We start from the raw sequence: 19557 nt of genomic DNA, 5'->3' as shown, positions 1-19557 counted from the left end.
TGCCGCTTCTTATAAATCTCGGGACCGATCAGCGTAAAAACTCGTCTCATGCTGTCTATGACGTGACGCTTTTCGCATTGAATTGAACGAACAGACCGGATTCCGCGAGTTGTGCTTTTAATTGTGACAACGAATCGTAGCAGAGGGTAGGTAATACCCACTGATATTTTCGAAAGTGCTCGAACATTGCGTACTCGATGTCAGAAGACGCACAGATCGGCTGGAATCGGACAGATGGCAAATTAGGAATCGTTGCGGAAAGCTCGTGAGCCACGGCTCTCGCTTCTGTTAGGTCTGCGATTACAGCTCTAGAAAGATGAGCTAGCGTTACGATGGTTTCAGTCAGATCGCGGTTGCCGGGCTTCTCAAAATCGCACAACACCGGTATGCACCCGGTCGATCTAATATATGTCCGCAATTCATTAAGAATGGACATACGCTCTTCCGTGAACCTTCCCAATATCAATACTAGCTTCGTGCTAATGGTGTCAATGACGCCACGTACCTTCTTGTTGTTGAGCAATAGGTACATGAATTGTGCAAGCTCAATATTGTCAGTTACTATTGGATCGCTCCCGCGAGGCGTAATGGCGAGGTTGTCTTGATTAGCCTCCACAACTACGATATCCCAAGCCGAGATTCCATATACTGAGCAATTAGAAATATTGGCACGTGACAAATCCGTCTTGACCAGCGTTGCATGATCCAATATAGCCCCTTGAAGGTTGCTCTCAACGCAATTCGCTCCATTTAGGTTTGCGCCGCGAAAATTCGCCGATGTTAAATCGGCGTTGCTGAAATTCAGCTCCTGCAAAATTACTCATCTCTGCAAGAATTTTCTCTGCTGTTATAGCTTGCAGGTTTGCGCCCGCAAAGTTGGCTTTTCTTAGGCAGGTATTTTGGGTTCGAGGCGACGAATAGCGGTCTGCACGTTTTAGTGTTGTATCCAATAAATCCGGAAGGCCGAGCCGAGCTCCTTGCAAGTCTGCTTTTTTGAAATTTGCACCATCTAATAAGGCCCCCCTTAGATCACAACCGACAAGACACGCCCCCTCAAAGTTTGCGCCTTCCAGGCATGCGTCCCTGAGATCGGCGTTATTTAGAGAAATGCCGCGAAAATTGGCGCCAGCCAAATTGGCGTCTCTCAAGTCGATGCCGGGAATATCAGTTCGGACGATTACTTGCGACAGATCGATGGAGGTAAACCAATGATGGCCATTGCGCCACTGGTTCCAATGTCTTACGCCGTAAAGCAGTTTATCTTGATGCTCTTTTCTCATGCGTCGGTCTGTCCAAAGATTATCTTTCGCTGGAAGAACAAGGTGTGCAAGTGTAAAACCAACTTAGGTAAGCTTCAGTCTTGCATGCATAGCATGTAAATTGTGCCGTCATTCAATATCGATTGCTAGTAAGCGGCCGACGAAGCTTTCACATGACGAAGCTCTTCCTCTGCGCTGCTTAGGGGCCTTTACTCCTTACGATGGCGTTAGTCAAAAGGGACGATTCGTGTATCTAAGAAAATGCTTTGGGGCCGGGGTTTGTGGCCGCCGACCGGTAAGCGCGCGATTCCAGCCACTAGAATCTCCTTTCGCCAATGACGGCTACGGCCGAACTGCCGACCGCCAAAGGAACGGCAGCCCACGGTCTGCGAGAATGGCCTATTCGGTGGCGTTCGCGTCCTGCTTCAACCGATACGTAAGCTGGCGTCGCATGATGCCGAGAAGGCGCGCCGTGTGGGTCAGATTGCCGTTCTCCCGTCCGATCTCGACGTCGTTCTGCGGGTCGGGGGACCGGCCGCGAACAAATGCTGCAGTTCAATCTGACCCCCCGGTTGCGCGAGCAGCACGCCGCGTTCGATGAGGTTTTCCAGTTCGCGCACGTTGCCGGGCCAGTCTTGCGCGAGCAGCGCCTGCATCGCGCAGTCGCTGATGCCTCCGATCTTCTTGTGGTAGGTCGGTGCGTATTTGGAGCGACCCCATGATCCATTTTGAATGGTACAAAATAATTCTAAAAAACCTTCGACGCCTTGCCTTTGAATATTCTGAAAGCAGATTTATTTTTTATACTTCTCCATTGGATCGGAAGTACGATAAATGGAGGCCCTTGAATAATTTGACATACTCTTATCCGAGTTGGCACGGCGGCCTGCATCCGGGCCTCGCATAGCCGTTTTTTTGGCGCGCTTTTCGCGTAACCGCTCAGCGTCTTCCAGACTCAATTCAGCCGGCTTGCCCGGCGTTTGACCCTGTGGAATAACGCGATCTCTGGGGGGTAATTCAAATTGATCGGCCGACGCGCGAGGTAAATTCATAAATTGATATAAATAAAACGCTTCAACTTTCTCACGCGCCCAATCCGTCTTTCTAAGGAATTTTTCACTGGACTCTATACTTGGATTGCTATTAAAACAATTGATGTTTAAATAGGCAAATAAAATTTCAAAGCCATAGTGATCAACGATTTCAGTTAACAACTTTTTTAAACTAACACCATGCAAGGGGTTGTTTTCATAATTTATCTCACCATTCATAGCAAGGCCCAAATAAGCTTTAAATTGATCATCATTTCAGTCGCAGCACAGTCAAACGCAGCAATATATATCGCGCGAAAATTATTGAATTAAATAGATATATCACCTGCCATACCTGCCGGCCTGTCCGGATACCAGACACGGCACTCGCCCGGAGGCGGCAGATGACCGTCCGGAATGCGGGTGTAGCCGTGCTGGTGGAAGTACGAGGAAATCCCCTCATGGCGCTTGCGCTCCGTCAAGATGCGTTCCCCGGTCGCTTACATCACTACGACCCGTGCGTCTCGTAATAATGCGCGATGGCAGGCATCCCGGCGATCCGGTCCATGAAGGCCACGAGTTTTGGCGTCACGGTCTCGATCAGGTCGGCTGGAATGTGGTCCAGCTTGCCGGAGCCAAGCCAGCGTAGGATGACGAAGGCCTTGAGGTCGGCCACGGTCAGGCGATGGTCCGCAAAAAACTCGCCACCGTGGTCTTCGAGCTGGTTCTGCAGCCATCGCAAATAACGTGGCAACGCATCCGCTACCAGGGCCTCGCGGGCGTTTTTCAGCACATCCCCGGTCATTCCAAAGGTCGCCCCGAGCTTTGTGTTGATGTCTTCCAGCGCGCCCATCACTTCATCGCAGTACAGCGCCTGAAGGTCGTCTTCGGGGTAAAGCCCGGCAAGTTTCCCGGCATAGCGCGTAATCGCGTCGCTTTGGGTGACCTGCACGTCATTGATGTGAAGAGTCGGCACCTGGTTCAGCGGAGCGGTCTTGCGGACCTCTGGAAAATCGCCAGGCGCGAAACGATTGTCCTCGAACGGAATTCCGCCGATGTGCAGGGCCAGCCGCGCAGGCTCCGCCCGTCCGCCGGAAAAGTCGAAGTAGGTAAGCTTGAGTTTATCCATGGGTCCTTGTCGTGCGTGCGCGCCGCGTTGTGGGTCGGGGAGCCTTGCGATCAGGCCAAAGCAGGCGGGTAGTGCAAGAGGTACGTATAGGCTACGTCGCGCGGGCATGCAAGGGGCCGTCGGCCAGACGCGGCAAGCCGGGCGCTTTTTCGTGAAGCGATCGACTTTTCGACCGCAATCGTCAGGAACAGCTCATTTCCCCTGCGGAAATGCCACCGGAAGCTGCGCCTTCTTCCACGCCGAAAACCCATCTTCGAGGTGACTCACGCGCGGCAGGCCCATGCGCGCGAGCTGCGCGGTGGCGAGGGCCGAGCGCCAGGCGCTGGCGCAATACAGGATGAAGCGCCGGCCAGAGGCGAACACTTCCTTGTGGTACGGGCTGTCGGGATCGACCCAGAATTCCAGCATGCCGCGCGGGGCGTGGAGGGCGCCGGGGATCATCCCGTCGCGCTGCAGTTCGCGCACGTCGCGAATATCGACGAACAGCACGTCCGGGTCGTCGAGGAGGCGGGCGGCCTCGTCGCGCGGGATGGCTTCGACCAGGGCGTTCGCTTCCGCCAGCAGGGCCTGGTAGCCGAGTTTCAGTTCCATGGTGGGTAGGACTCCGAAGTATTGAAGGATTGAACCGGCAGGTTGTGCTGCCGCGTTGCCCGCGTCAGGATCGGCGCAGCATCCCGGTTGCATCGACGCGGCGCAGGGCGGCGAGTTCGGATGGGGTCGGTTCGGGCACGACGTGCGCGTCCGGCGAGACCTTCAGGTCCCATCCGGTATTCCCGAGGATCTCGTCGACCCCGGAGAAGGGGAACCAGGCGTCCAGCCGGAACTCGCGCGTGACCGGATCCGGACGCAGGATGCCCAGCGTGGTGATGATCGCGGCCGGCCCGCCGCCGACGAAGCCGTGGCGGTCGCGCGCGTCGCCGCCGTCGAGGTAGCCGGGCGAGGTGACGTAGCTGACCTTGTTCACGAAGCGCTTGGGTTCGTGGTTGAGCATGATCACGTAGCGCTTCGCGCCGCAGGCGATGTCGTTGGCGCCGCCTGCGCCGGTCAGCCGCGTCTTCGGCAGGCGGTAGCTGTCGCCGATATGTCCGTCCTCGCCGTCCCAGATCCCGGTGGTGTTGACGTTGCCGAAGCGGTCGACCTGCGCGGCGCCGATGATCCCGACGTCGCAGCGCCCGGAGGCGACGAGGCAGCCGAGCGCGTCGAGGCAGCTGGTGAAGCTCGTGGCATTGCTCGAGATGCGGTTGCACTCGATTCCCCACGGCAGGCCGCCCACCGGTTCGGCGCCGTAGATCCCGCCTTCGGTCATGGCCCTGACGTTGGGCGCGTGATGGGCCTGCGCGAAGTAGCCGGCAAGCATCGACAGGCCGACGCCGAAGATCGCGAGTTCGCCGTCGCGGATCTCGCGCCCCGTCGCGATGGCCATCATCTCCTGGCGCGTGCAGGGCAGGGTTTGTGCGACGCTCATTGCGTGGTCTCCAGCGTGCTTTCGGCGATCAGGGACAGCACTTCGGCGTGCGGCTTGATCCATTGGCGATAGGGGTCGAGCAGGAACCCGGTCGAGGTCTGCGAGAGGGCCGCGATCTTGTCGCGCCCGATCAGGTCGAGGTAGGCGTCGATGTCGGCGTAGGGCTCGACGAAGGACTCGATGTAGGCCTCCGTCCCTGCGACGGTCGCGAGGGCGGTGTTCATCGCCTTCATGTGTTCTTCGTCGACGTCGTACATCCCCGGCGAGCCCTGCGGCCAGGCGCCGAAGGGCCAGTAGACGACGGCTTCGACGATGATGTCCGGGATGCGCACGAGGTTCGGATACTGGCGGATGCAGGCGTCGTCGACGATCGCATCGGCGATCAGCACGACGCGCTTTGCGGCGCGCGACAGCTCGTAGCGGCTCCACTCGGTGCCGAGCATGATCGCGTTGCCCGCGGGATCGGCGAGGGTGACGTGAATCGCGGCGAGGTCCGGTTCGAGCGGCCGGAGGGCGCCGACGGTGCGGCCGGAGAAGGGATCGGTGACGGCGGGGATCTTGTCCGCTGCGGGATATTCGTCGGGCGCGAAGGCGCTGCGGTGCTGCAGGTCGGAACCGATATTCACCGTCGCGGGTACGAAGGGCAGGCGCAGGGCACCGCCGAGGAGGCGCAGCGCCATCGCGAGGTTGGAATAGTCTTCGAGCGCGAGATCGCCGCTCTCCACGGCTCGGCGCAGGCCGTTGGCAAAGCCGAAGACCTCCAATCCGGTGAAGCCGCATTCGGCGTGCGTCGTTGCGCCGGCGGCGGCAAGCAGGTTGAGCTGCTGGGTGTTGCAGTGAAAGATCGAATGCAGATTGCGCCGTTTCTGGCGCAGCAGTTCGCGGCCGAAAACGATGGCGTCCGAGCCTACCGGCAGGGCGGCGCCGCTGGCGTATTGCATGCCGTCCCAGGTGTAGCGGCGGACCGCCTCCGACAGCGAGATGAGTTTGTTGCGCGACATGTTTGCCAATTCACAATGGATGCGGGATGAACCCCGACTTTATGGATGGCGGCGCAAACGGGGAAATAAGAAAACATGGATTGCATATTCGCTGCTGCCGGTCGGATGGCGCAGGTCGGCCGACGAATGAATATCGAAAGCATTTTCCTGCGGGCCATCCTGCGCGCCGAGAAGTACGCCGTGGAGCACCGCAAGGAGACGATCGACATCCTCGCCAAGTACGTGCGCATCGACCGCGACGTGCTGGAGAAGGATTTCTACGATCCCTACAAGGACAACAGCAGCGACCCGTACCTGAAAGGGCTGCGCCAGTTCTGGACGGTGATGGAGGACAGCGGCTTCCTCGAAGGCAAGGGGCGCAGCGTGGATGGCGCCGTGGACCTCGGGCTGTATGAACGGGCACTCACCGGACTGGCGCGCGAGAATCCCAGCGATCCCTTCTGGCAGACGCTCATCGCGGACTTCAAGTCCAAGAACCCGGCCTGAGGCGGCGATCCCATGTCCGATCACGACTACATCATCGTCGGTGGCGGCAGTGCGGGCTGCGTGCTCGCGAACCGGCTGAGCGCCGACGGCCGCCATCGGGTCGCCCTGATCGAGGCGGGCGGGGCCGGCCGTCATCCGTCCTTCCACATCCCCGTCGGCTACGTGTGGAATCGCGCCCATCCGCGCGGCAACTGGTTGTTCCACAGCGAGCCGGAACCCTCCAGCGGCAACCGGGCCATCCTCTGGCCGCGCGGCAAGGTGCTGGGTGGCTCCTCGGCCATCAACGGCCTGCTCTACGTTCGCGGTCAGCCACAGGATTACGACGCCTGGCGCGATCTCGGCAATCCGGGCTGGGGTTGGTCCGACGTGCTGCCGTATTTCCGCCGCTCGGAGGACCAGGTGCGCGGCGCCGACGCGTTCCACGGCGTGGGCGGGCCGCTCGGGGTGAGCGACGTGTCCGTGCGTCATCCGCTGGCGGAGGCCTACATCGCGGCGGCGCGTGCGTCCGGCCTGCCGCTGCGCGAAGATTTCAACGGCGACTTGCAGGAGGGGGTGGGCTATTTCCAGATGACGGTGCGCAAAGGGATCCGCAGCAGCACCGCGAATGCCTATCTGCGTCCGGCACTCAAGCGCAGCAACCTGCGCGTGGTGACGAACGCGCAGGTGACCCACGTGCTGTTTGAAGGCCGCCGCGCGACGGGTGTCCGCCTGCGGGTCGGCGGACGCGACATCGTACTGAAGGCGGCGCGCGAAGTGATCCTGAGTGCCGGGGCGGTGCAGTCGCCGGCCCTGCTGCAACGGTCGGGCGTCGGCAGCGGCACGCGCCTGCAGGAACTGGGCATCCCGGTCGTCGCGCATTTGCCGGGGGTCGGCGCGAATCTGCAGGATCATTACATGGTGAGCCTGACTTACCGGGTCGGGGGTGTGGAGACGATCAACGAGGCGACGCGCGGCTGGCGTCTGCTGCGCGAAATCGCGCACTACGGCTGGCGGCGTCGCGGCCTGCTGGCGACGAGCGCTGCCCACGTCAACGCGTTCCTGAGCACAGGGACTCCGGTCGGCCGGCCCGACATCCAGCTTCATGTCATGCCGGCGACCTTCGATTTCGCGACCGGCAAGACCGAGCGCGAGCCCGGTCTGACCTGCGGGGTGTGCCAGTTGCGCCCCGAGAGCCGGGGCGAGATCTTCATCGACAATGCCGATGCGCTGGCGCCGCCGAAGATCCGTCCGGGCTATCTGAGCGCGGAACGCGATCGGCAGACGCTGCTGGCAGGCTTGCGACAGGCGCGCACGATCGGGGAGCAGGCCGCCATCGCGCCCTATGTGCGCCGCGAACTACTGCCGGGACGGCATGTCGCGAGCGACGACGACTGGCTCGCGTTTGCGCGCGAGACCGGCAAGACGCTGTATCACCCCGTGGGAACCTGCGCGATGGGGACGGGCGGCGACGCGGTCGTCGATGCCCGCCTGCGCGTGCATGGGCTCGACGGCCTGCGGGTGGTCGATGCGTCGGTGATGCCGCTGCTGGTGTCCGGCAACACGAACGCACCGACGATCATGATCGCCGAACGGGCGGCGGATCTGGTGCTGCAGGACGCGGCGCAGCGGGCCTAGTGTAACCGGTTGAGGACGGATCGCCTCAGGCGGCCTTGCTCGCGGCGTGCGAGGATTGCTTCGACGAGGCGCTCTTGATCGCCGCGCCGGCTGCAGCGACGTTGGCGTCTGCAAGTTCGGCGACCTTGCGGCTCGTGTGGCTGATGTTGTCGAGGGTGGATCGGGTGACAGAGAGGGCCGATTTCACCGCCGCGATGCCCGGCTCCGAACCGCTGGGCGCGTTCTTCGCAACGTCGTCGAGCAGTTCGGTGAGCGACTTGGTGAAGTCGCTGATCAGCGTCTCGCCCCGCTGGCCGATTTCGTGCTGCGTACGGGAGACGATGTCGTACAGTCCGCGCGACCATGCAATGGCCTGCTCGATGCCGGGCTGGGAGATCGCGCCGCCCAGCGCCCAGACTTCCTGCGGTTCCTTCGCCTCGGACAGGGCCCCGACGCGCGAGAGTCCGTGTTCGAGCGTGCTGCGAGCGGTTTGCAGGTTCAGTGCGGCAGCCTGCTCCACAGCGGTAAAGGTCGAATTCGCAATGGCGTGTGCGCCGTCCAGCGAGTGTTTGGCGAGGGTGCCGAGGTATTTGTTGCTGTAGGTCATTTGACTGGCTCCGGGTGCGTGTTGAATTGAGTGCGGGTATGCCGTCTGCCGAACCTTGCCGTCACGATCGGACTGAGGATCCGTTCGTGCGGTGCAGCATACGAGTCCAGTATGGTTGTGCGCCGGGAGCTTGGGAAATATGACTTTCTGCTATCTATATGCACCGCGGGCGCGCTGAGCCCGCGTGTGCTGGCGCTCTTCAGGCGGCGAAGGAGTGGGGGGCGAACTGCCACGCGAGGGCGAGCACGGCGCTTCCCGCAATGAAGCCCGTCCGTGCGGCAGTGCCGTTGCCGAGAATCACGCAGCCGGCACGGGCTGACCACAGCGTGGCCGGCAGCAGCACGGCGGCCCGCAGCCAGGGCAGCAGCGGGGCGACGGCAAAGCCCTCGCCGTGCAGGATGTGCAGCGCATGTTCCATGGCGCCGAGGAACAGTCCGAAACCGCCGAGGGGAATCAGCGCGTAGGCCAGGCGGGTCGCGGTGAGGCGCCGGCCGCCGCTGGCGACGGCCAGCAGCAGGGCCGTGCCGCAGCCGAGCACGAGTGCGGGCAGCAGGACGGCGGCGACCGCGGCGGGCATCGCGGGAAGGCCGCAGGCGAGCAGTGCGTGGTGCCAGGGGCTGTGCTGCCAGTGCAGGGCGCCGTAGAGCAGGCCGATGAGGACGAAGACGATGCCTGCCGCTTCCCACGGCCGCGCCTCGTCCTCGCGCAGCGCCGCGATCTCCTCGCCCGGCGCGCGCCAGGCCATGGCCACGGCGTTGCGGTGGCCGCTGCAGCGGGCGCACATGTTGCACTTCTCGTTGCTGCGGAGACGCCGGATGTCGAGCAGCGCGGGGCAGTCCACGGGCTTCGGGATCGGCCGCGGCGCGGCATCCCACGCCGAGCGGTCCACCCGGAAGTGCAGCACGGCACAGCGGGCGAGCAGCGAGAAGATGCCGCCCACCGGGCAGGCGTAGCGACACCAGACGCGCTTGCCACGACCGACGAAAACCCCGCAGGCGAGCGCCAGAGCGGTCATCGTGCCGATCGCGAGCAGGGTGCCGCGCGGCGTATCGTGCGCCTGCAACGCGTACTCGAACACGCTGATGACGGCGAAGGCTGCGAGCGGCAGCGACGGCCAGCGCAGCCAGCCGGGAATCTTGCCGCCCCTGCCGTGGCGGCTGGCGAATTCGGTCAGCGTGCCGTCGGGGCACAGCAGGCCGCACCAGAACTGGCCGATCAGCATTACCGACAGGATCACGCCCGGCCACCACACGCCCCAGAACAGCGCCTCGGCGAAGCGGCCCAGGCTGTGCAGGACGTCGGCATTCGCGTCATCCGCCGATACCAGCGCCGGTGCGATCAGCAGCACGAGGTAGAGCACGACGAACGCCCACTGCACCACGGCAATCGCCGGCCGGTTGTCGCGCAGGGCGTCACCGAAGCGGCGGGGCAGGGGCGTCGCGCGGTTCATGCCTTCGCGGTCAGTTGGGCGAGGGCACGTCCGGCGATCTTGCGCACCTCGACGTCCGGGTCCGCCGTCGCCCGCTCCAGAGCCGGAATCGCCGCGGCATGGCCGATGGCACCGAGGGCACTGGCCGCTTCCTTGCGCACGTTGCTGATCGGGTGGTCGAGCGCCTCGCCGAGGGCGGGGATCGCCTGCGCCACGCGATAGGCGCCGAGTGCTGCGGCCGATTTCTGCCGCACTTCCCAGGACGAGTCCGCGAGTGCGGCGATCAAGGAATCGGTGGCGTCGGGTGGGCGTATCCGTCCGAGGGTGATCGCGGCTTCGTGTCGCACCTGCCAGTCGGTGTCCTTCAGCGCGCGCAGCAGCGAAGGCAGGGGACTGCCCACCGGCGCGAAGGTGAGGGCGGCGACCGCGGCCTTGCGCACCGCCGGGTCGTCATCTTCGATGATGCGCCGCTCGAGCGCCGGCAGCGCGGTGTCGTTCTTCAGATAAGCCAGCACGCCGACGGCCGCACGGCGTACGGCGGGCAGGGCGTCGTCGAGCGCCGTCAGGGCCGGCGCCAGCGCGGCGGGATGGCGCAGCTGGCGCAGGCCGGCGAGCACCGCGGCGCGGGCCTCGCCCTGCACCCGGGGCAGGTTGCGCAGCAATGCCGGCGCGGCGGTCGGGTCGAGGATTTCGGCGAGGGCCGTGCTTGCCGCGGCGACGACCTCGCCGTTGGCGTCCCCGAGCAGCGCAACCAGCGCATCGATCGCGTCGTCGTCGGTCGCGCCTTCCAGGGCGAGGGCGGCTTCGAGACGCACGCCGGCGTCGGCGTCGCGGGCCGCGCGGCTGAACAGTTCCGGGTAGTCGTCGGCAAAGTCGGCGATGTCGCGCAGGGCGATGTGCCGCACGGCAGGGTCGCCGTCCGTCAGGCGCGGCAGGACGGCGGCGATTTCGGGATCGTAGTCACTCATAGGGCATCAGCGCAGCAGGTAGGGGATTTCAACCCGGATCGCCTTGGTCGGGCAATCGTGTTCGCACGGCAGGCAGTACCAGCACTCGTCATAGGCCATGCGGACCTTGCCCTGCGCCGGATCGAGCACGAGGATGTCGGTGGGGCAGACGTCGATACAGACGCGGCAGCCCTTGTCGGCGATGCACTTGTCCGGGTCGACGATGACGGAGGCGACGGCGCGGTTTTCGATGGTAGGCATGGGGTCTTCCTCAGGCGGCCACGGGGTCGTCGACCCGCAGCTGGTCGTAGGCATCGCGCTCGTCGGCGTCGATGGGGTAGAGATAAGGCGGCACCGGGCGCTTGAAGCATTCCGGCCGGCCGTCGGCGCCCTTCCTGACCTCGACGAAGTGGAACCACTCGGCGTCGTTGCGCTCCGGGTAGTCGGTGCGATAGTGGTACAGACCCCAGCGGCTCTCGGTGCGGTAGAGCGAAGCGGCAGCGGCCAACTCGGCGCAGTCGAGGATCGCATGCACCTCCATCGCGCGCATCAGCTCGTGGGGATTGTTCGCCTTGATGTGCTCGAGGTCGGCGCGGATCTCGGCGAAGCGCTGCAGTCCGATCAGCATCTTGCGCGTGACTTTCGGCGGCTGCAGGTAGTCGTTCACCATGCGGCGCAGCTTGTATTCGATCTGCGTCGGCGGAATGCCTTCCTCGCGCAGCAGCGGGGCGAAGATGCGTTCCCGCTCCGCCGCGACGGCGGCTGCGTCGATCTCCGCCAGTTCCTTGTCGGCGATGAAGTCCACCGCGTCCTCGCCCGCGATCTGGCCGAAGACCATCGCGCCCAGCATGTAGTTGTGCGCCACGTTGCACAGGTCGCCGGCGGCATATAGGCCGGGCACCGTCGTGCGCGCATGTTCGTCTACCCACACGCCGGAGGCGCTGTGCCCGCCGCACAGGCCGATCTCCGAGATATGCATCTCCACCAGGTCTGTGCGGTAGTCCGTGCCGCGTCCCTCGTGGAACAGGCCGCGCGTCGGGCGCTCGGTGATGTGCAGGACGTTCTCGATCTTCGTCACCGTCTCGTCGGCGAGGTGGTCGAGCTTGAGGAACACCGGGCCGTTGCCGCCTTCGAGTTCGCGCCAGAACTCCAGCATCATCTGGCCGCTCCAGTAATCGCTCTTGATGAAGCGCTCGCCCTTGGCATTGACGGTGTAGCCGCCGAAGGGGCCGGTGACGTAAGCGCAGGCGGGGCCGTTGTAGTCCTTGATCAGCGGATTGATCTGGAAGCATTCGAGGCCCGACAGTTCGGCCCCGGCGTGATAGGCCATGCTGTAGCCGTCGCCGGCGTTGGTCGGGTTCTCGTAGGTGCCGAACAGGTAGCCGGAGGAAGGCAGGCCCAGGCGGCCGGCGGCGCCGGTACACAGCACCACCGCCTTGGCGCGGATGACGACGAACTCGCCGCTGCGCGAATCGAGCGCCATCGCGCCCGCGATGCGGCCATCGCTGCCGACCAGCAGGCGCGTCGTGGTCAGCCGGTTGCTGACCGCCACGCCCTGCTTGCGCAACTGCTTGAAGATCACCTTCTTGACGTTGTAGCCCTCGGGCATGGGCAGCACGTAGGCGCCCAGGTGATGCACCTTCTTGACCGCGTAGTCGCCCGTCTCGTCCTTTTCGAACTTCACGCCCCAGGAGTCGAGCTCGCGGATCATGTCGTGACTGCGCACGGCGTAGGCATTGATCGCCGCCTGGTTCACGATGCCGTCGTTGGCGATGGTGATCTCCTTGACGTACTGCTCGGGCGTCGCGTGGCCGGGGATGACGGCGTTGTTCACGCTGTCCATGCCCTCGGCGATCGCGCCGGCGCGCTTGACGTTGGCCTTGTCCAGCAGCAGCACCTTCAGGTGCGGCGCCTTCGCTTTCGCCTTGATCGCCGCGATGGGGCCGGCCGTGCCGCCGCCGATGACGAGGATGTCGACGGTGAGTTCTTTTGTGCTCATGGTGCTTCTTCCTTGGATGTTCGAAATGCGGCGCCAATCGGCGCCAAGCAGAGTGAGGCGGCTTTTAGGCTTCGACCGGAAGCTCGATGCGCGGGGCCTCGAGGCCGCCGACGAGCGAACGGCGAACTTCGTCCTGCACGAGCGCGAGACAGCGCTTCTTCAGGGCGATGAATTCCGGCGACACGGTGATGTCCTCGGGGCGCCGGCGCGGCAGATCGACGGCGATCTCCTCGCGTATTCGCCCCGGCCGGTGCGTCATCACCAGCACGCGGTCCGAAAGCACCAGCGCTTCGTCGATGTCGTGGGTGACGAACAGCACCGTCGGCTGCAGGCGGCCCCAGATGTCCAGCAGCAGCTGCTGCATGCGCTCGCGCGTTTGCGCGTCGAGCGCGCCGAAGGGCTCGTCCATCAGCACCACGCGCGGGTTGTTTATCAGCACGCGCGCAATTTCCACCCGCTGCTGCATGCCGCCCGAGAGCTGTGCCGGATAGCGATCGGAGAACCCCCTGAGGCCCACCAGTTGCAGGAATTCCTCCGCCCGCTCGCGGCGTTCGCGCCGGCCGACGCCGCTCATCTTCAGGCCGAAGGCGACGTTGTCCAGCGCCGTGCGCCATGGCAGCAGCGAATGGTGCTGGAACACCATGCCGCGATCCGAGCCCGGACCCGACACCGCTTCGCCATCGACGCGCAGGTGTCCGCTGCTCGGCTGCAGGTAACCGGCCACCGCGTTGAGCAGCGTGGATTTGCCGCAGCCGGACGGCCCGATGATGCTGACGAACTCGCCGCCGGCGATCGTCGTCGTGATGTTGCGCACGGCCTCGAAGCGCACCTTGCCGGGCAGGTGGATGGCGATGTCGTCCAGTTCGATGCGCCCGGCCTTCGGCGTGGAAACGGCGGTGCTCATGCGTGGCGCTCCTGGATGCGGTACCACGGCATCAGCAGCCGCCCGAGCAGCTTGATCAGGCCGCTGCTGGCCATGCCGAAGGCGCCGATGAACAGCATGCCGACGACGATGTCCGCATAGTTCTGCAAGGTGTAGGACTCCCAGGTGTAGTAGCCGATGCCGTACTGGCCGGCGATCATCTCCGCCGTGACCAGGCAGAACCACGACGTGCCCATGCCGATAGCAAGGCCGGTGACGATGCTGGGCAGCGCGCCCGGCAGCACCACTTCGGCGAACACCGACCAGCGCCCGGCGCCCAGGCTGCGCGACGACGCGACCAGGCGCCGGTCGATGGCCTCGACGCCGTGGATGGTGTTGAGCAGCACCGGAAACAGCGCGCCCATGAAGGTGATGAAGACCATGCTCAGCTCCGACGACGGAAACATCAGGATCGCGAGCGGAATCCACGCCACGCCCGGAATCGGCCGCATCACCTCGAGCGGCGGCAACAGCGTGTCCTCCAGCCAGCGCGAGCGTCCTATGACGAGGCCCAGCGCGATCCCCAGCAGCGCGGCCACGCCGAAGCCGGCGAAGACGCGGATCAGGCTGTTGGTGACATGGGCGAACAGCTTGGGCGACTGGAACAGGCCCCAGGCGGCGGCCGCGACCTCGGTCGGTGCCGGCACGAAGCGGAAGGTGACGACGCCGAGGTCGAGGTGATGCACCGAGGCTGCCTGCCAGAAGGCGACGCACAGGATCAGGGCCAGCACGCGCAGCGCAATCCGATCGAGGCGCAAGCCCGCCCACCAGCCCGCTAGGAAACCCCCGGCGGAGATTTCCGGCGTGGCAGGTGCCGTCGCTGATGCCGCTGCAGGTGAAAGTGCGATGGCGCTGGCGGACATGGCCGGATCGCTCACTTCGCCGAGGCGACGGCCGCGGACGCGACGCCGGCCGAAGCGGCAGCATAGTCGAGCACGGTGCCGCCCTTGGCCTTGCTCCAGGCCTCGGCGTCCTCCTTCAGCAGGAAGGCCGACAGGCTGCCCTTGGTGTCACGGGCAAACCATGCCTGGTTGGCCAAGATCTTGATGCCGGTGTTGCGATCGTGGGCATACAGCACGCGCACTTTCTTGCCCGCGGCCTCCGCCGCCTTGGCCGCCTCCAGCGCGTTGCGCGGCGAGGCGTAGTGCCGCACCTGCGGCTCGCCGGCGATCCACACCTGGGCCACCTGCTGCGGATCGGAGATGGTCTCGCCGGTCTTGGCGTCCTTGGCCTTCAGCGGCGACCTGCCGTAGTCCTTGAGCCTCGCCTCGTAGTCGAGCCCGGCCTGCTGGTAGGCGGCGCGGATGAAGCGGTCGTCGATGAACGCGTCGATGTCGAGATCGGTGTCGGTGCGCTTGAGCAGCTTCAGCGTCGCCGCGGCGGTCTTCGTCGCCGCCCGGTACTCGGGCTTCCACGTCTGGTCGCGGGTCTGGATGCCCAGGGGGCCGTGGAACAGGTAGTTCACCTCGGCCTCGATGCCGGTGATCTTCTCGATCAGCTCGCTGAATTTTTCCGGCTCGGCGGCGACCAGCTGGTCGGCCTCGATGGAAGCGCGCAGGTAGGCGACGACGACCTCCGGATACTTCGCCGCGTACTCCGCATCGACGAGCGTGCCATGGAAGGTCGGGTTCTTCGCCTGAGCACCGTCGTAGATCTTGCGTGCGAAACCGCGGTATGGAAGCAGCTCGGCAAAGGGCACGAAGTCGGCGTGCGCGTCGATCTTGTTGGCCTGCAGCGCGCTGCCGCCCACGTCCGGCGCCTGCGACACGAGATTGACGTCCTTTTCCGGATCCCAACCTTGCGCGGTGATCGCCCGCAGCAGCAGATTGTGGGCGGTCGAACCGAAGGGCACCGAGATCTGCTTGCCCTTGAGATCCGCGAGACTATGCACCGGCGAGTTCGCCGGGACGACGATGCCGTTGCCGCTGCCCGTGGTGCTGCCCGACAGCGCCGTGATGAACAGCGTCTTCTTGCCGGCCTTGAGGTGGGCGGCGTAGTTCAGCACGGCGGGGAAGTCCGCCATCGAGCCGATGTCGAGCTTGCCCGCGACCTGTTCGTTGGTCAGCGGAGGGCCGGAGGTGAAGCTCTTCCACTGGATGTCCCACTGCGCATCCTTGTACTTGCCCTCTTTGGGCAGGTACTTTTCCAGCAACTTCAGCTCGCGGATGATCAGGCCGCCGGTGGCGGTGTTGATGGTCGGATCCTGCGTGCCGATGGCGACGCGGATGGTTTCCGCTTGTGCGCTCCCGAACAGGAGCAGGAGGCCGAGGCCGGCAATGATCGAACGGCGTTTCATGGATTTTCCTCTTGCGCGGTCTGCGTTGAATACATGGCAGATGCTAAGAATCGGAGCGCGAAGGAAAAACCAAGAATTTCTGCTTTGCATATACACCGCAGCCTGCATTGCTTAGCATTAACGGATACATGCGGAAATCGGCGGAGAAACCGCCGAATTGAAACAATTGTTCAGCATGTTCGATCCGTGCGTCGTGCCACCGGGCGCCCGGCCATGAAGGCCCGGCCTGCATCCCGCCCGGAGAGCCGCCCCCGCAGGGAAAAGCGGCTCGCCCGCGTCGGCGCGCAAGTCCTTGGCGCCATCCGCGACCATCCCGACGCGCATGTCGCAAACCGGTCGGGCAACGCTGACCTGCCCCCCGCTTTGTAGTAGCCTTGCGCATTTTTCCGCCCCTCGGGCGTCGGTTTTTCGGATGGCGCAAGGCTTGTCGCGTACGCATATCAACGGTTCCGGGCTGGTCCGCGCGCTCGGCGGGCTGACGGCCGCCGACGTGCCGGCGTCGAAGCAGTCCTTTGCCGACCGGCTCGGCCAATGGCTCGGCTTCGCGGACGCGCTCACGCTGTATTCCGCGCTCAATGCCGGGAACTCGGGCGGCGCGGCGGCTGCCGCTACCGCGGTGTCGCAGGACGCGGCGGCGCTGCGGCAGGCGATGGCGCGCGCGCGCGACGCGCTGACGGAGTCGATCACGAACGACGGTGTGTTCAGGCCCGGCCCGGCGCGGATCGAACTGCCGACTCCCGACCCGCAGACGCCAGTGGAAAAGGCGGCCGACTTCGCGCCCTACCATCGCTACTATCTCGCGCACCAGCGGGACATGGCAGTGCGCATCGGCCCGCTGCGGGGGACGGTACGCGCGGCGCTGCAGGGGCGGGCGGCCTCCCTCGGGCGGCTCGCCGCGCTCGACGCGGTGATGGATCAGGCACTGGCCGCGCGGGAGCGCGACTTGCTGGCGAGCGTGCCGGCATTCCTCGGCCGGCGTTTCGAGCAACGCTACGACGCGCACTGCGCGACGCTGGCCGAAACGCAGACGGCGGATGATGTGGTCCGGTGGATGCAGCCGGGCGGGTGGCTGGCGGAGTTCTGCCGGGAGCTGCAGTCCGTGCTGCTGGCGGAGCTGGATCTTCGGCTGCAGCCGATCGCAGGGCTGATCGCAGCTCTCGACGACGAGATGACAAGGAAGCAATGAATAGAACCATCTGTATGGCGGCCTTCCTCGTAGGCCTGGTCGCCGTGTTCTGGGTCGGCGCCGGATATGTCGGCTCCAGCGCGCTGGCGCTGGCCATGACGGCGATCATCGGCGCGGTCTATGTGACGGGCGCGGTGGAATTGCTGCGTTTCCACCGCACCACGGCTGCCCTGGCGCGCGCGCTGGACGGGGTCCCCGAGGATCTGTCGCACCCGGGCGAATGGCTGCGTCAGCTGCCGCCGTCCGTGCAGAACCCGGTGCGCCTGCGCATCGAAGGCGAGCGCGCCGGGCTGCCCGGCCCGGCGATGACGCCCTACCTCGTCGGCCTGCTGGTGCTGCTGGGCATGCTCGGCACCTTCCTCGGCATGGTCGTGACGCTCAATGGCGCCGTCATCGCGCTGGAAAGCACCACCAACCTGGAGGCGATCCGCGCTTCGCTCGCGGCCCCGGTGCGCGGCCTGGGGGTCGCGTTCGGCACCTCCGTGGCAGGCGTGGCGGCGTCCGCGATGCTGGGCCTGATCTCGGCCGTCTGCCGGCGCGAGCGCATGCAGGTCGCGCAAGTGCTCGACACCCGGATCGGCACCTCGCTGCGCGGCTTCTCGCTCGCGCATCAGCGCCAGGAAACCTTTAAGGCGCTGCAGCTGCAGGCGCGGGTGTTGCCCGAACTGGTCGACAAGCTGCAGGCGATGATGGAGCAGATGGACCGGCAGGGCAGGGAACTGAATGAGCGCCTCGTGTCCGGGCAGGAACGCTTCCACGGCGACGCGCGCGAGACGTACGCGCAACTGGCCGCCTCGGTGGACAACTCCCTCAAGCTCAGCCTGACCGAAAGCGCCCGGCTCGCCGGCGAAACGATCCGGCCCGTGGTCGCTGCGACGATGGAAGGCATCGCCCGCGAGACGAGCGCGCTGCAGGCGCACGTGGCCGACGCGGTGCAGACCCAGCTCGACGGCATCGCAGCGCGCTTCGACAGCAGCGTCACCCGGGTCGCGGAGACCTGGAGCGCGGCGCTCGCGACGCACGAGCGCACCAGCGAGCACCTCAGCCGGCAGACGCAGGATGCGCTGGGCGCCTTTGCCGAAACCTTCGAACGGCGCTCGGGTGCGCTGCTGACTTCCGTGGAAGAGGCGCACGCAGGCCTGCGCGCGGATCTCGCCGCCACGACGACCGGGCTGGCGCAGGAGACGACCGCGCTGCATACGCGCCTCGCCGACACTGTGGAACGGCAGCTCGACGGCGTCGCCGACCGTTTCGGCGGGGCGGTCACCGCCGTGGCCGATACCTGGACAGCAGCGCTCGCGAGCCACGAGCGCACGAGCGAACACCTCGGCGCGGAACTGCACAAATCGCTCGACGCCTTCGCCGAGACCTTCGCGCAGCGCTCCGCCACGCTGCTCGCCACGATCGGCGAAACGACGGCTGCCCAGCAGGCGCAGCAGGCCGCGACGGACGAGGCGCGGCTCGCCGCGCACACCCGGACGCTGGAGTCGATGGCAGCCTCGCTGCAGCTGGAATGGCACGAAGCCGGCGCGCAGACCCTCGCGCGGCAGGAGCAGATCTGCAGGACCCTGGGCGAGACGGCGCACGAGATCGCCGCCTCGGCACAGGCACAGGCCAGCGGCACCATCGACGAAGTGGCCCGCCTCATGCACACGGCAGCCGAAGCGCCGCGCGCCGCGGCCGAGGTCATCGGCCAGCTGCGACAGGAACTCTCCGCCAGCATCGCGCGCGACAACGGGCTCCTCGAGGAGCGCAGCCGCATCATGGAAACGCTGGGGACGCTGCTGTCCGCGATCAATCACGCCTCGACCGAGCAGCGTTCGGCGATCGACTCGCTGGTGGCCTCGGCGACCGAACTGCTGGAGCGTGCGGGGACGCGGTTCTCCGCCAGCATCGAGACGGAATCGGCGCGGATCGCCGGCGTGGCGGGCGAGATCACCGGCGGCGCCGCCGAGGTGGCCAGCCTGAGCGAGGCCTTTGGTTTCGCCGTGCAGCTCTTCGCCGAGTCCAACGACCGGATGATGGCGACGCTTGCGCGCATCGAAGGTGCGCTCGAAAAGTCCCTGACGCGCAGCGACGAGCAGCTCGCCTACTACGTCGCGCAGGCGCGCGAGATCATCGACTTGTCGATCATGTCGCAACGGCAGATCGTCGAAGACCTGCAGCAGCTGCCCGGCCGGCAGGCAGCGCTCGCCGGCGAGGTGTGA

19 protein-coding genes and 1 pseudogene are annotated in these 19557 nt (G+C 65.1%); 4 read left to right on the top strand and 16 right to left on the bottom strand.

Translation table 11 applies throughout. The features are described from left to right. Positions 1–55: 55 nt before the first annotated feature. The 8 genes and pseudogenes from AzCIB_RS23765 to AzCIB_RS10405 form a co-directional block, all read right to left on the bottom strand. Positions 56–814 carry a pentapeptide repeat-containing protein gene (locus tag AzCIB_RS23765; protein WP_353611545.1) on the bottom strand — a complete coding sequence of 253 codons (759 nt, stop codon included), beginning with the start codon at positions 812–814 and terminating at the stop codon, positions 56–58. Then, a complete protein-coding gene (locus tag AzCIB_RS23760; RefSeq protein WP_083446958.1) occupies positions 732–1280 on the bottom strand; it encodes a pentapeptide repeat-containing protein in 549 nt (182 codons plus the stop codon). Before AzCIB_RS23760 ends, AzCIB_RS23765 begins: the two co-directional genes overlap by 83 nt. 378 nt (positions 1281–1658) lie before the next feature. Then, positions 1659–1945, bottom strand: a pseudogene (locus AzCIB_RS25080) (AAA-type ATPase lid domain-containing protein); the annotation flags it as partial. A gap of 108 nt (positions 1946–2053) precedes the next feature. Further along, positions 2054–2530 carry a VF530 family DNA-binding protein gene (locus AzCIB_RS25075; protein WP_083446957.1) on the bottom strand — a complete coding sequence of 159 codons (477 nt, stop codon included), beginning with the start codon at positions 2528–2530 and terminating at the stop codon, positions 2054–2056. A gap of 268 nt (positions 2531–2798) precedes the next feature. Further along, on the bottom strand, positions 2799–3419 hold the full coding sequence (locus tag AzCIB_RS10420) for a glutathione S-transferase (RefSeq protein ID WP_050415836.1): 621 nt from the start codon (positions 3417–3419) through the stop codon (positions 2799–2801). Between the two features lie 192 nt (positions 3420–3611). After that, positions 3612–4010 carry a rhodanese-like domain-containing protein gene (locus AzCIB_RS10415; protein ID WP_050415835.1) on the bottom strand — a complete coding sequence of 133 codons (399 nt, stop codon included), beginning with the start codon at positions 4008–4010 and terminating at the stop codon, positions 3612–3614. 64 nt (positions 4011–4074) lie between these two features. Beyond that, complete coding sequence (locus AzCIB_RS10410; RefSeq protein WP_050415834.1) at positions 4075–4884, bottom strand: CoA-transferase subunit beta; 810 nt, start codon at positions 4882–4884, stop codon at positions 4075–4077. Continuing rightward, positions 4881–5885 carry a CoA transferase subunit A gene (locus AzCIB_RS10405; protein ID WP_050415833.1) on the bottom strand — a complete coding sequence of 335 codons (1005 nt, stop codon included), beginning with the start codon at positions 5883–5885 and terminating at the stop codon, positions 4881–4883. The genes AzCIB_RS10410 and AzCIB_RS10405 overlap by 4 nt, the downstream gene beginning before the upstream one ends. 126 nt (positions 5886–6011) lie before the next feature. Between AzCIB_RS10405 and AzCIB_RS10400 the strand changes: the two genes are divergently transcribed. Both AzCIB_RS10400 and AzCIB_RS10395 read left to right on the top strand, forming a co-directional pair. Then, complete coding sequence (locus tag AzCIB_RS10400; RefSeq protein WP_157058480.1) at positions 6012–6371, top strand: substrate-binding domain-containing protein; 360 nt, start codon at positions 6012–6014, stop codon at positions 6369–6371. Between the two features lie 12 nt (positions 6372–6383). Then, a complete protein-coding gene (locus AzCIB_RS10395; protein WP_050415831.1) occupies positions 6384–7985 on the top strand; it encodes a GMC family oxidoreductase in 1602 nt (533 codons plus the stop codon). A gap of 25 nt (positions 7986–8010) precedes the next feature. On the opposite strand, the gene AzCIB_RS10390 is transcribed toward AzCIB_RS10395, so the two are convergent. The 8 genes from AzCIB_RS10390 to AzCIB_RS10355 form a co-directional block, all read right to left on the bottom strand. Continuing rightward, entirely contained in the window at positions 8011–8571 is a 561-nt protein-coding gene (locus tag AzCIB_RS10390; protein WP_050415830.1) for a phasin family protein, read from the bottom strand. Between the two features lie 199 nt (positions 8572–8770). Next, a complete protein-coding gene (locus AzCIB_RS10385; RefSeq protein ID WP_050415829.1) occupies positions 8771–10021 on the bottom strand; it encodes a 4Fe-4S binding protein in 1251 nt (416 codons plus the stop codon). After that, entirely contained in the window at positions 10018–10968 is a 951-nt protein-coding gene (locus tag AzCIB_RS10380; RefSeq protein WP_050415828.1) for a HEAT repeat domain-containing protein, read from the bottom strand. The genes AzCIB_RS10385 and AzCIB_RS10380 overlap by 4 nt, the downstream gene beginning before the upstream one ends. 6 nt (positions 10969–10974) lie before the next feature. After that, entirely contained in the window at positions 10975–11208 is a 234-nt protein-coding gene (locus tag AzCIB_RS10375) for a 4Fe-4S dicluster domain-containing protein (protein WP_050415827.1), read from the bottom strand. A 10-nt stretch (positions 11209–11218) separates the two neighbouring features. Then, complete coding sequence (locus AzCIB_RS10370; protein WP_050415826.1) at positions 11219–12946, bottom strand: fumarate reductase/succinate dehydrogenase flavoprotein subunit; 1728 nt, start codon at positions 12944–12946, stop codon at positions 11219–11221. 64 nt (positions 12947–13010) lie between these two features. Then, complete coding sequence (locus AzCIB_RS10365) at positions 13011–13850, bottom strand: ABC transporter ATP-binding protein (RefSeq protein WP_050415825.1); 840 nt, start codon at positions 13848–13850, stop codon at positions 13011–13013. Further along, complete coding sequence (locus AzCIB_RS10360; RefSeq protein WP_198149659.1) at positions 13847–14731, bottom strand: ABC transporter permease; 885 nt, start codon at positions 14729–14731, stop codon at positions 13847–13849. The genes AzCIB_RS10365 and AzCIB_RS10360 overlap by 4 nt, the downstream gene beginning before the upstream one ends. Before the next feature lie 11 nt (positions 14732–14742). Beyond that, positions 14743–16164, bottom strand: a complete 1422-nt coding sequence (locus AzCIB_RS10355; RefSeq protein WP_050415824.1) for an ABC transporter substrate-binding protein — start codon at positions 16162–16164, stop codon at positions 14743–14745. 412 nt (positions 16165–16576) lie between these two features. Here AzCIB_RS10355 and AzCIB_RS10350 point away from each other — a divergent pair, with 412 nt between their 5' ends. Both AzCIB_RS10350 and AzCIB_RS10345 read left to right on the top strand, forming a co-directional pair. Further along, positions 16577–17350 carry a DUF3348 domain-containing protein gene (locus AzCIB_RS10350; protein WP_050415823.1) on the top strand — a complete coding sequence of 258 codons (774 nt, stop codon included), beginning with the start codon at positions 16577–16579 and terminating at the stop codon, positions 17348–17350. Next, the gene (locus tag AzCIB_RS10345; RefSeq protein WP_050415822.1) at positions 17347–19557 is read left to right on the top strand and encodes a DUF802 domain-containing protein; all 2211 of its coding nucleotides are present in this window, start codon (positions 17347–17349) and stop codon (positions 19555–19557) included. The genes AzCIB_RS10350 and AzCIB_RS10345 overlap by 4 nt, the downstream gene beginning before the upstream one ends.

The sequence above is a fragment of the Azoarcus sp. CIB genome (assembly GCF_001190925.1).
Lineage (GTDB): Bacteria > Pseudomonadota > Gammaproteobacteria > Burkholderiales > Rhodocyclaceae > Aromatoleum.
Note: the sequence above shows the minus strand (reverse complement) of the source record. Positions and strands in the feature narration are given on the sequence as shown.

Excerpts from the sequence above, each read along its gene's own strand:
- AzCIB_RS23760 (WP_083446958.1), bottom strand. The coding sequence starts at position 1,280 with ATGAGAAAAGAGCATCAAGATAAACTGCTTTACGGCGTAAGACATTGG.
- AzCIB_RS25075 (WP_083446957.1), bottom strand. The coding sequence starts at position 2,530 with ATGAATGGTGAGATAAATTATGAAAACAACCCCTTGCATGGTGTTAGT.
- AzCIB_RS10420 (WP_050415836.1), bottom strand. The coding sequence starts at position 3,419 with ATGGATAAACTCAAGCTTACCTACTTCGACTTTTCCGGCGGACGGGCG.
- AzCIB_RS10415 (WP_050415835.1), bottom strand. The coding sequence starts at position 4,010 with ATGGAACTGAAACTCGGCTACCAGGCCCTGCTGGCGGAAGCGAACGCC.
- AzCIB_RS10410 (WP_050415834.1), bottom strand. The coding sequence starts at position 4,884 with ATGAGCGTCGCACAAACCCTGCCCTGCACGCGCCAGGAGATGATGGCC.
- AzCIB_RS10405 (WP_050415833.1), bottom strand. The coding sequence starts at position 5,885 with ATGTCGCGCAACAAACTCATCTCGCTGTCGGAGGCGGTCCGCCGCTAC.
- AzCIB_RS10400 (WP_157058480.1), top strand. The coding sequence starts at position 6,012 with ATGAATATCGAAAGCATTTTCCTGCGGGCCATCCTGCGCGCCGAGAAG.
- AzCIB_RS10395 (WP_050415831.1), top strand. The coding sequence starts at position 6,384 with ATGTCCGATCACGACTACATCATCGTCGGTGGCGGCAGTGCGGGCTGC.
- AzCIB_RS10390 (WP_050415830.1), bottom strand. The coding sequence starts at position 8,571 with ATGACCTACAGCAACAAATACCTCGGCACCCTCGCCAAACACTCGCTG.
- AzCIB_RS10385 (WP_050415829.1), bottom strand. The coding sequence starts at position 10,021 with ATGAACCGCGCGACGCCCCTGCCCCGCCGCTTCGGTGACGCCCTGCGC.
- AzCIB_RS10380 (WP_050415828.1), bottom strand. The coding sequence starts at position 10,968 with ATGAGTGACTACGATCCCGAAATCGCCGCCGTCCTGCCGCGCCTGACG.
- AzCIB_RS10375 (WP_050415827.1), bottom strand. The coding sequence starts at position 11,208 with ATGCCTACCATCGAAAACCGCGCCGTCGCCTCCGTCATCGTCGACCCG.
- AzCIB_RS10370 (WP_050415826.1), bottom strand. The coding sequence starts at position 12,946 with ATGAGCACAAAAGAACTCACCGTCGACATCCTCGTCATCGGCGGCGGC.
- AzCIB_RS10365 (WP_050415825.1), bottom strand. The coding sequence starts at position 13,850 with ATGAGCACCGCCGTTTCCACGCCGAAGGCCGGGCGCATCGAACTGGAC.
- AzCIB_RS10360 (WP_198149659.1), bottom strand. The coding sequence starts at position 14,731 with ATGTCCGCCAGCGCCATCGCACTTTCACCTGCAGCGGCATCAGCGACG.
- AzCIB_RS10355 (WP_050415824.1), bottom strand. The coding sequence starts at position 16,164 with ATGAAACGCCGTTCGATCATTGCCGGCCTCGGCCTCCTGCTCCTGTTC.
- AzCIB_RS10350 (WP_050415823.1), top strand. The coding sequence starts at position 16,577 with ATGGCGCAAGGCTTGTCGCGTACGCATATCAACGGTTCCGGGCTGGTC.
- AzCIB_RS10345 (WP_050415822.1), top strand. The coding sequence starts at position 17,347 with ATGAATAGAACCATCTGTATGGCGGCCTTCCTCGTAGGCCTGGTCGCC.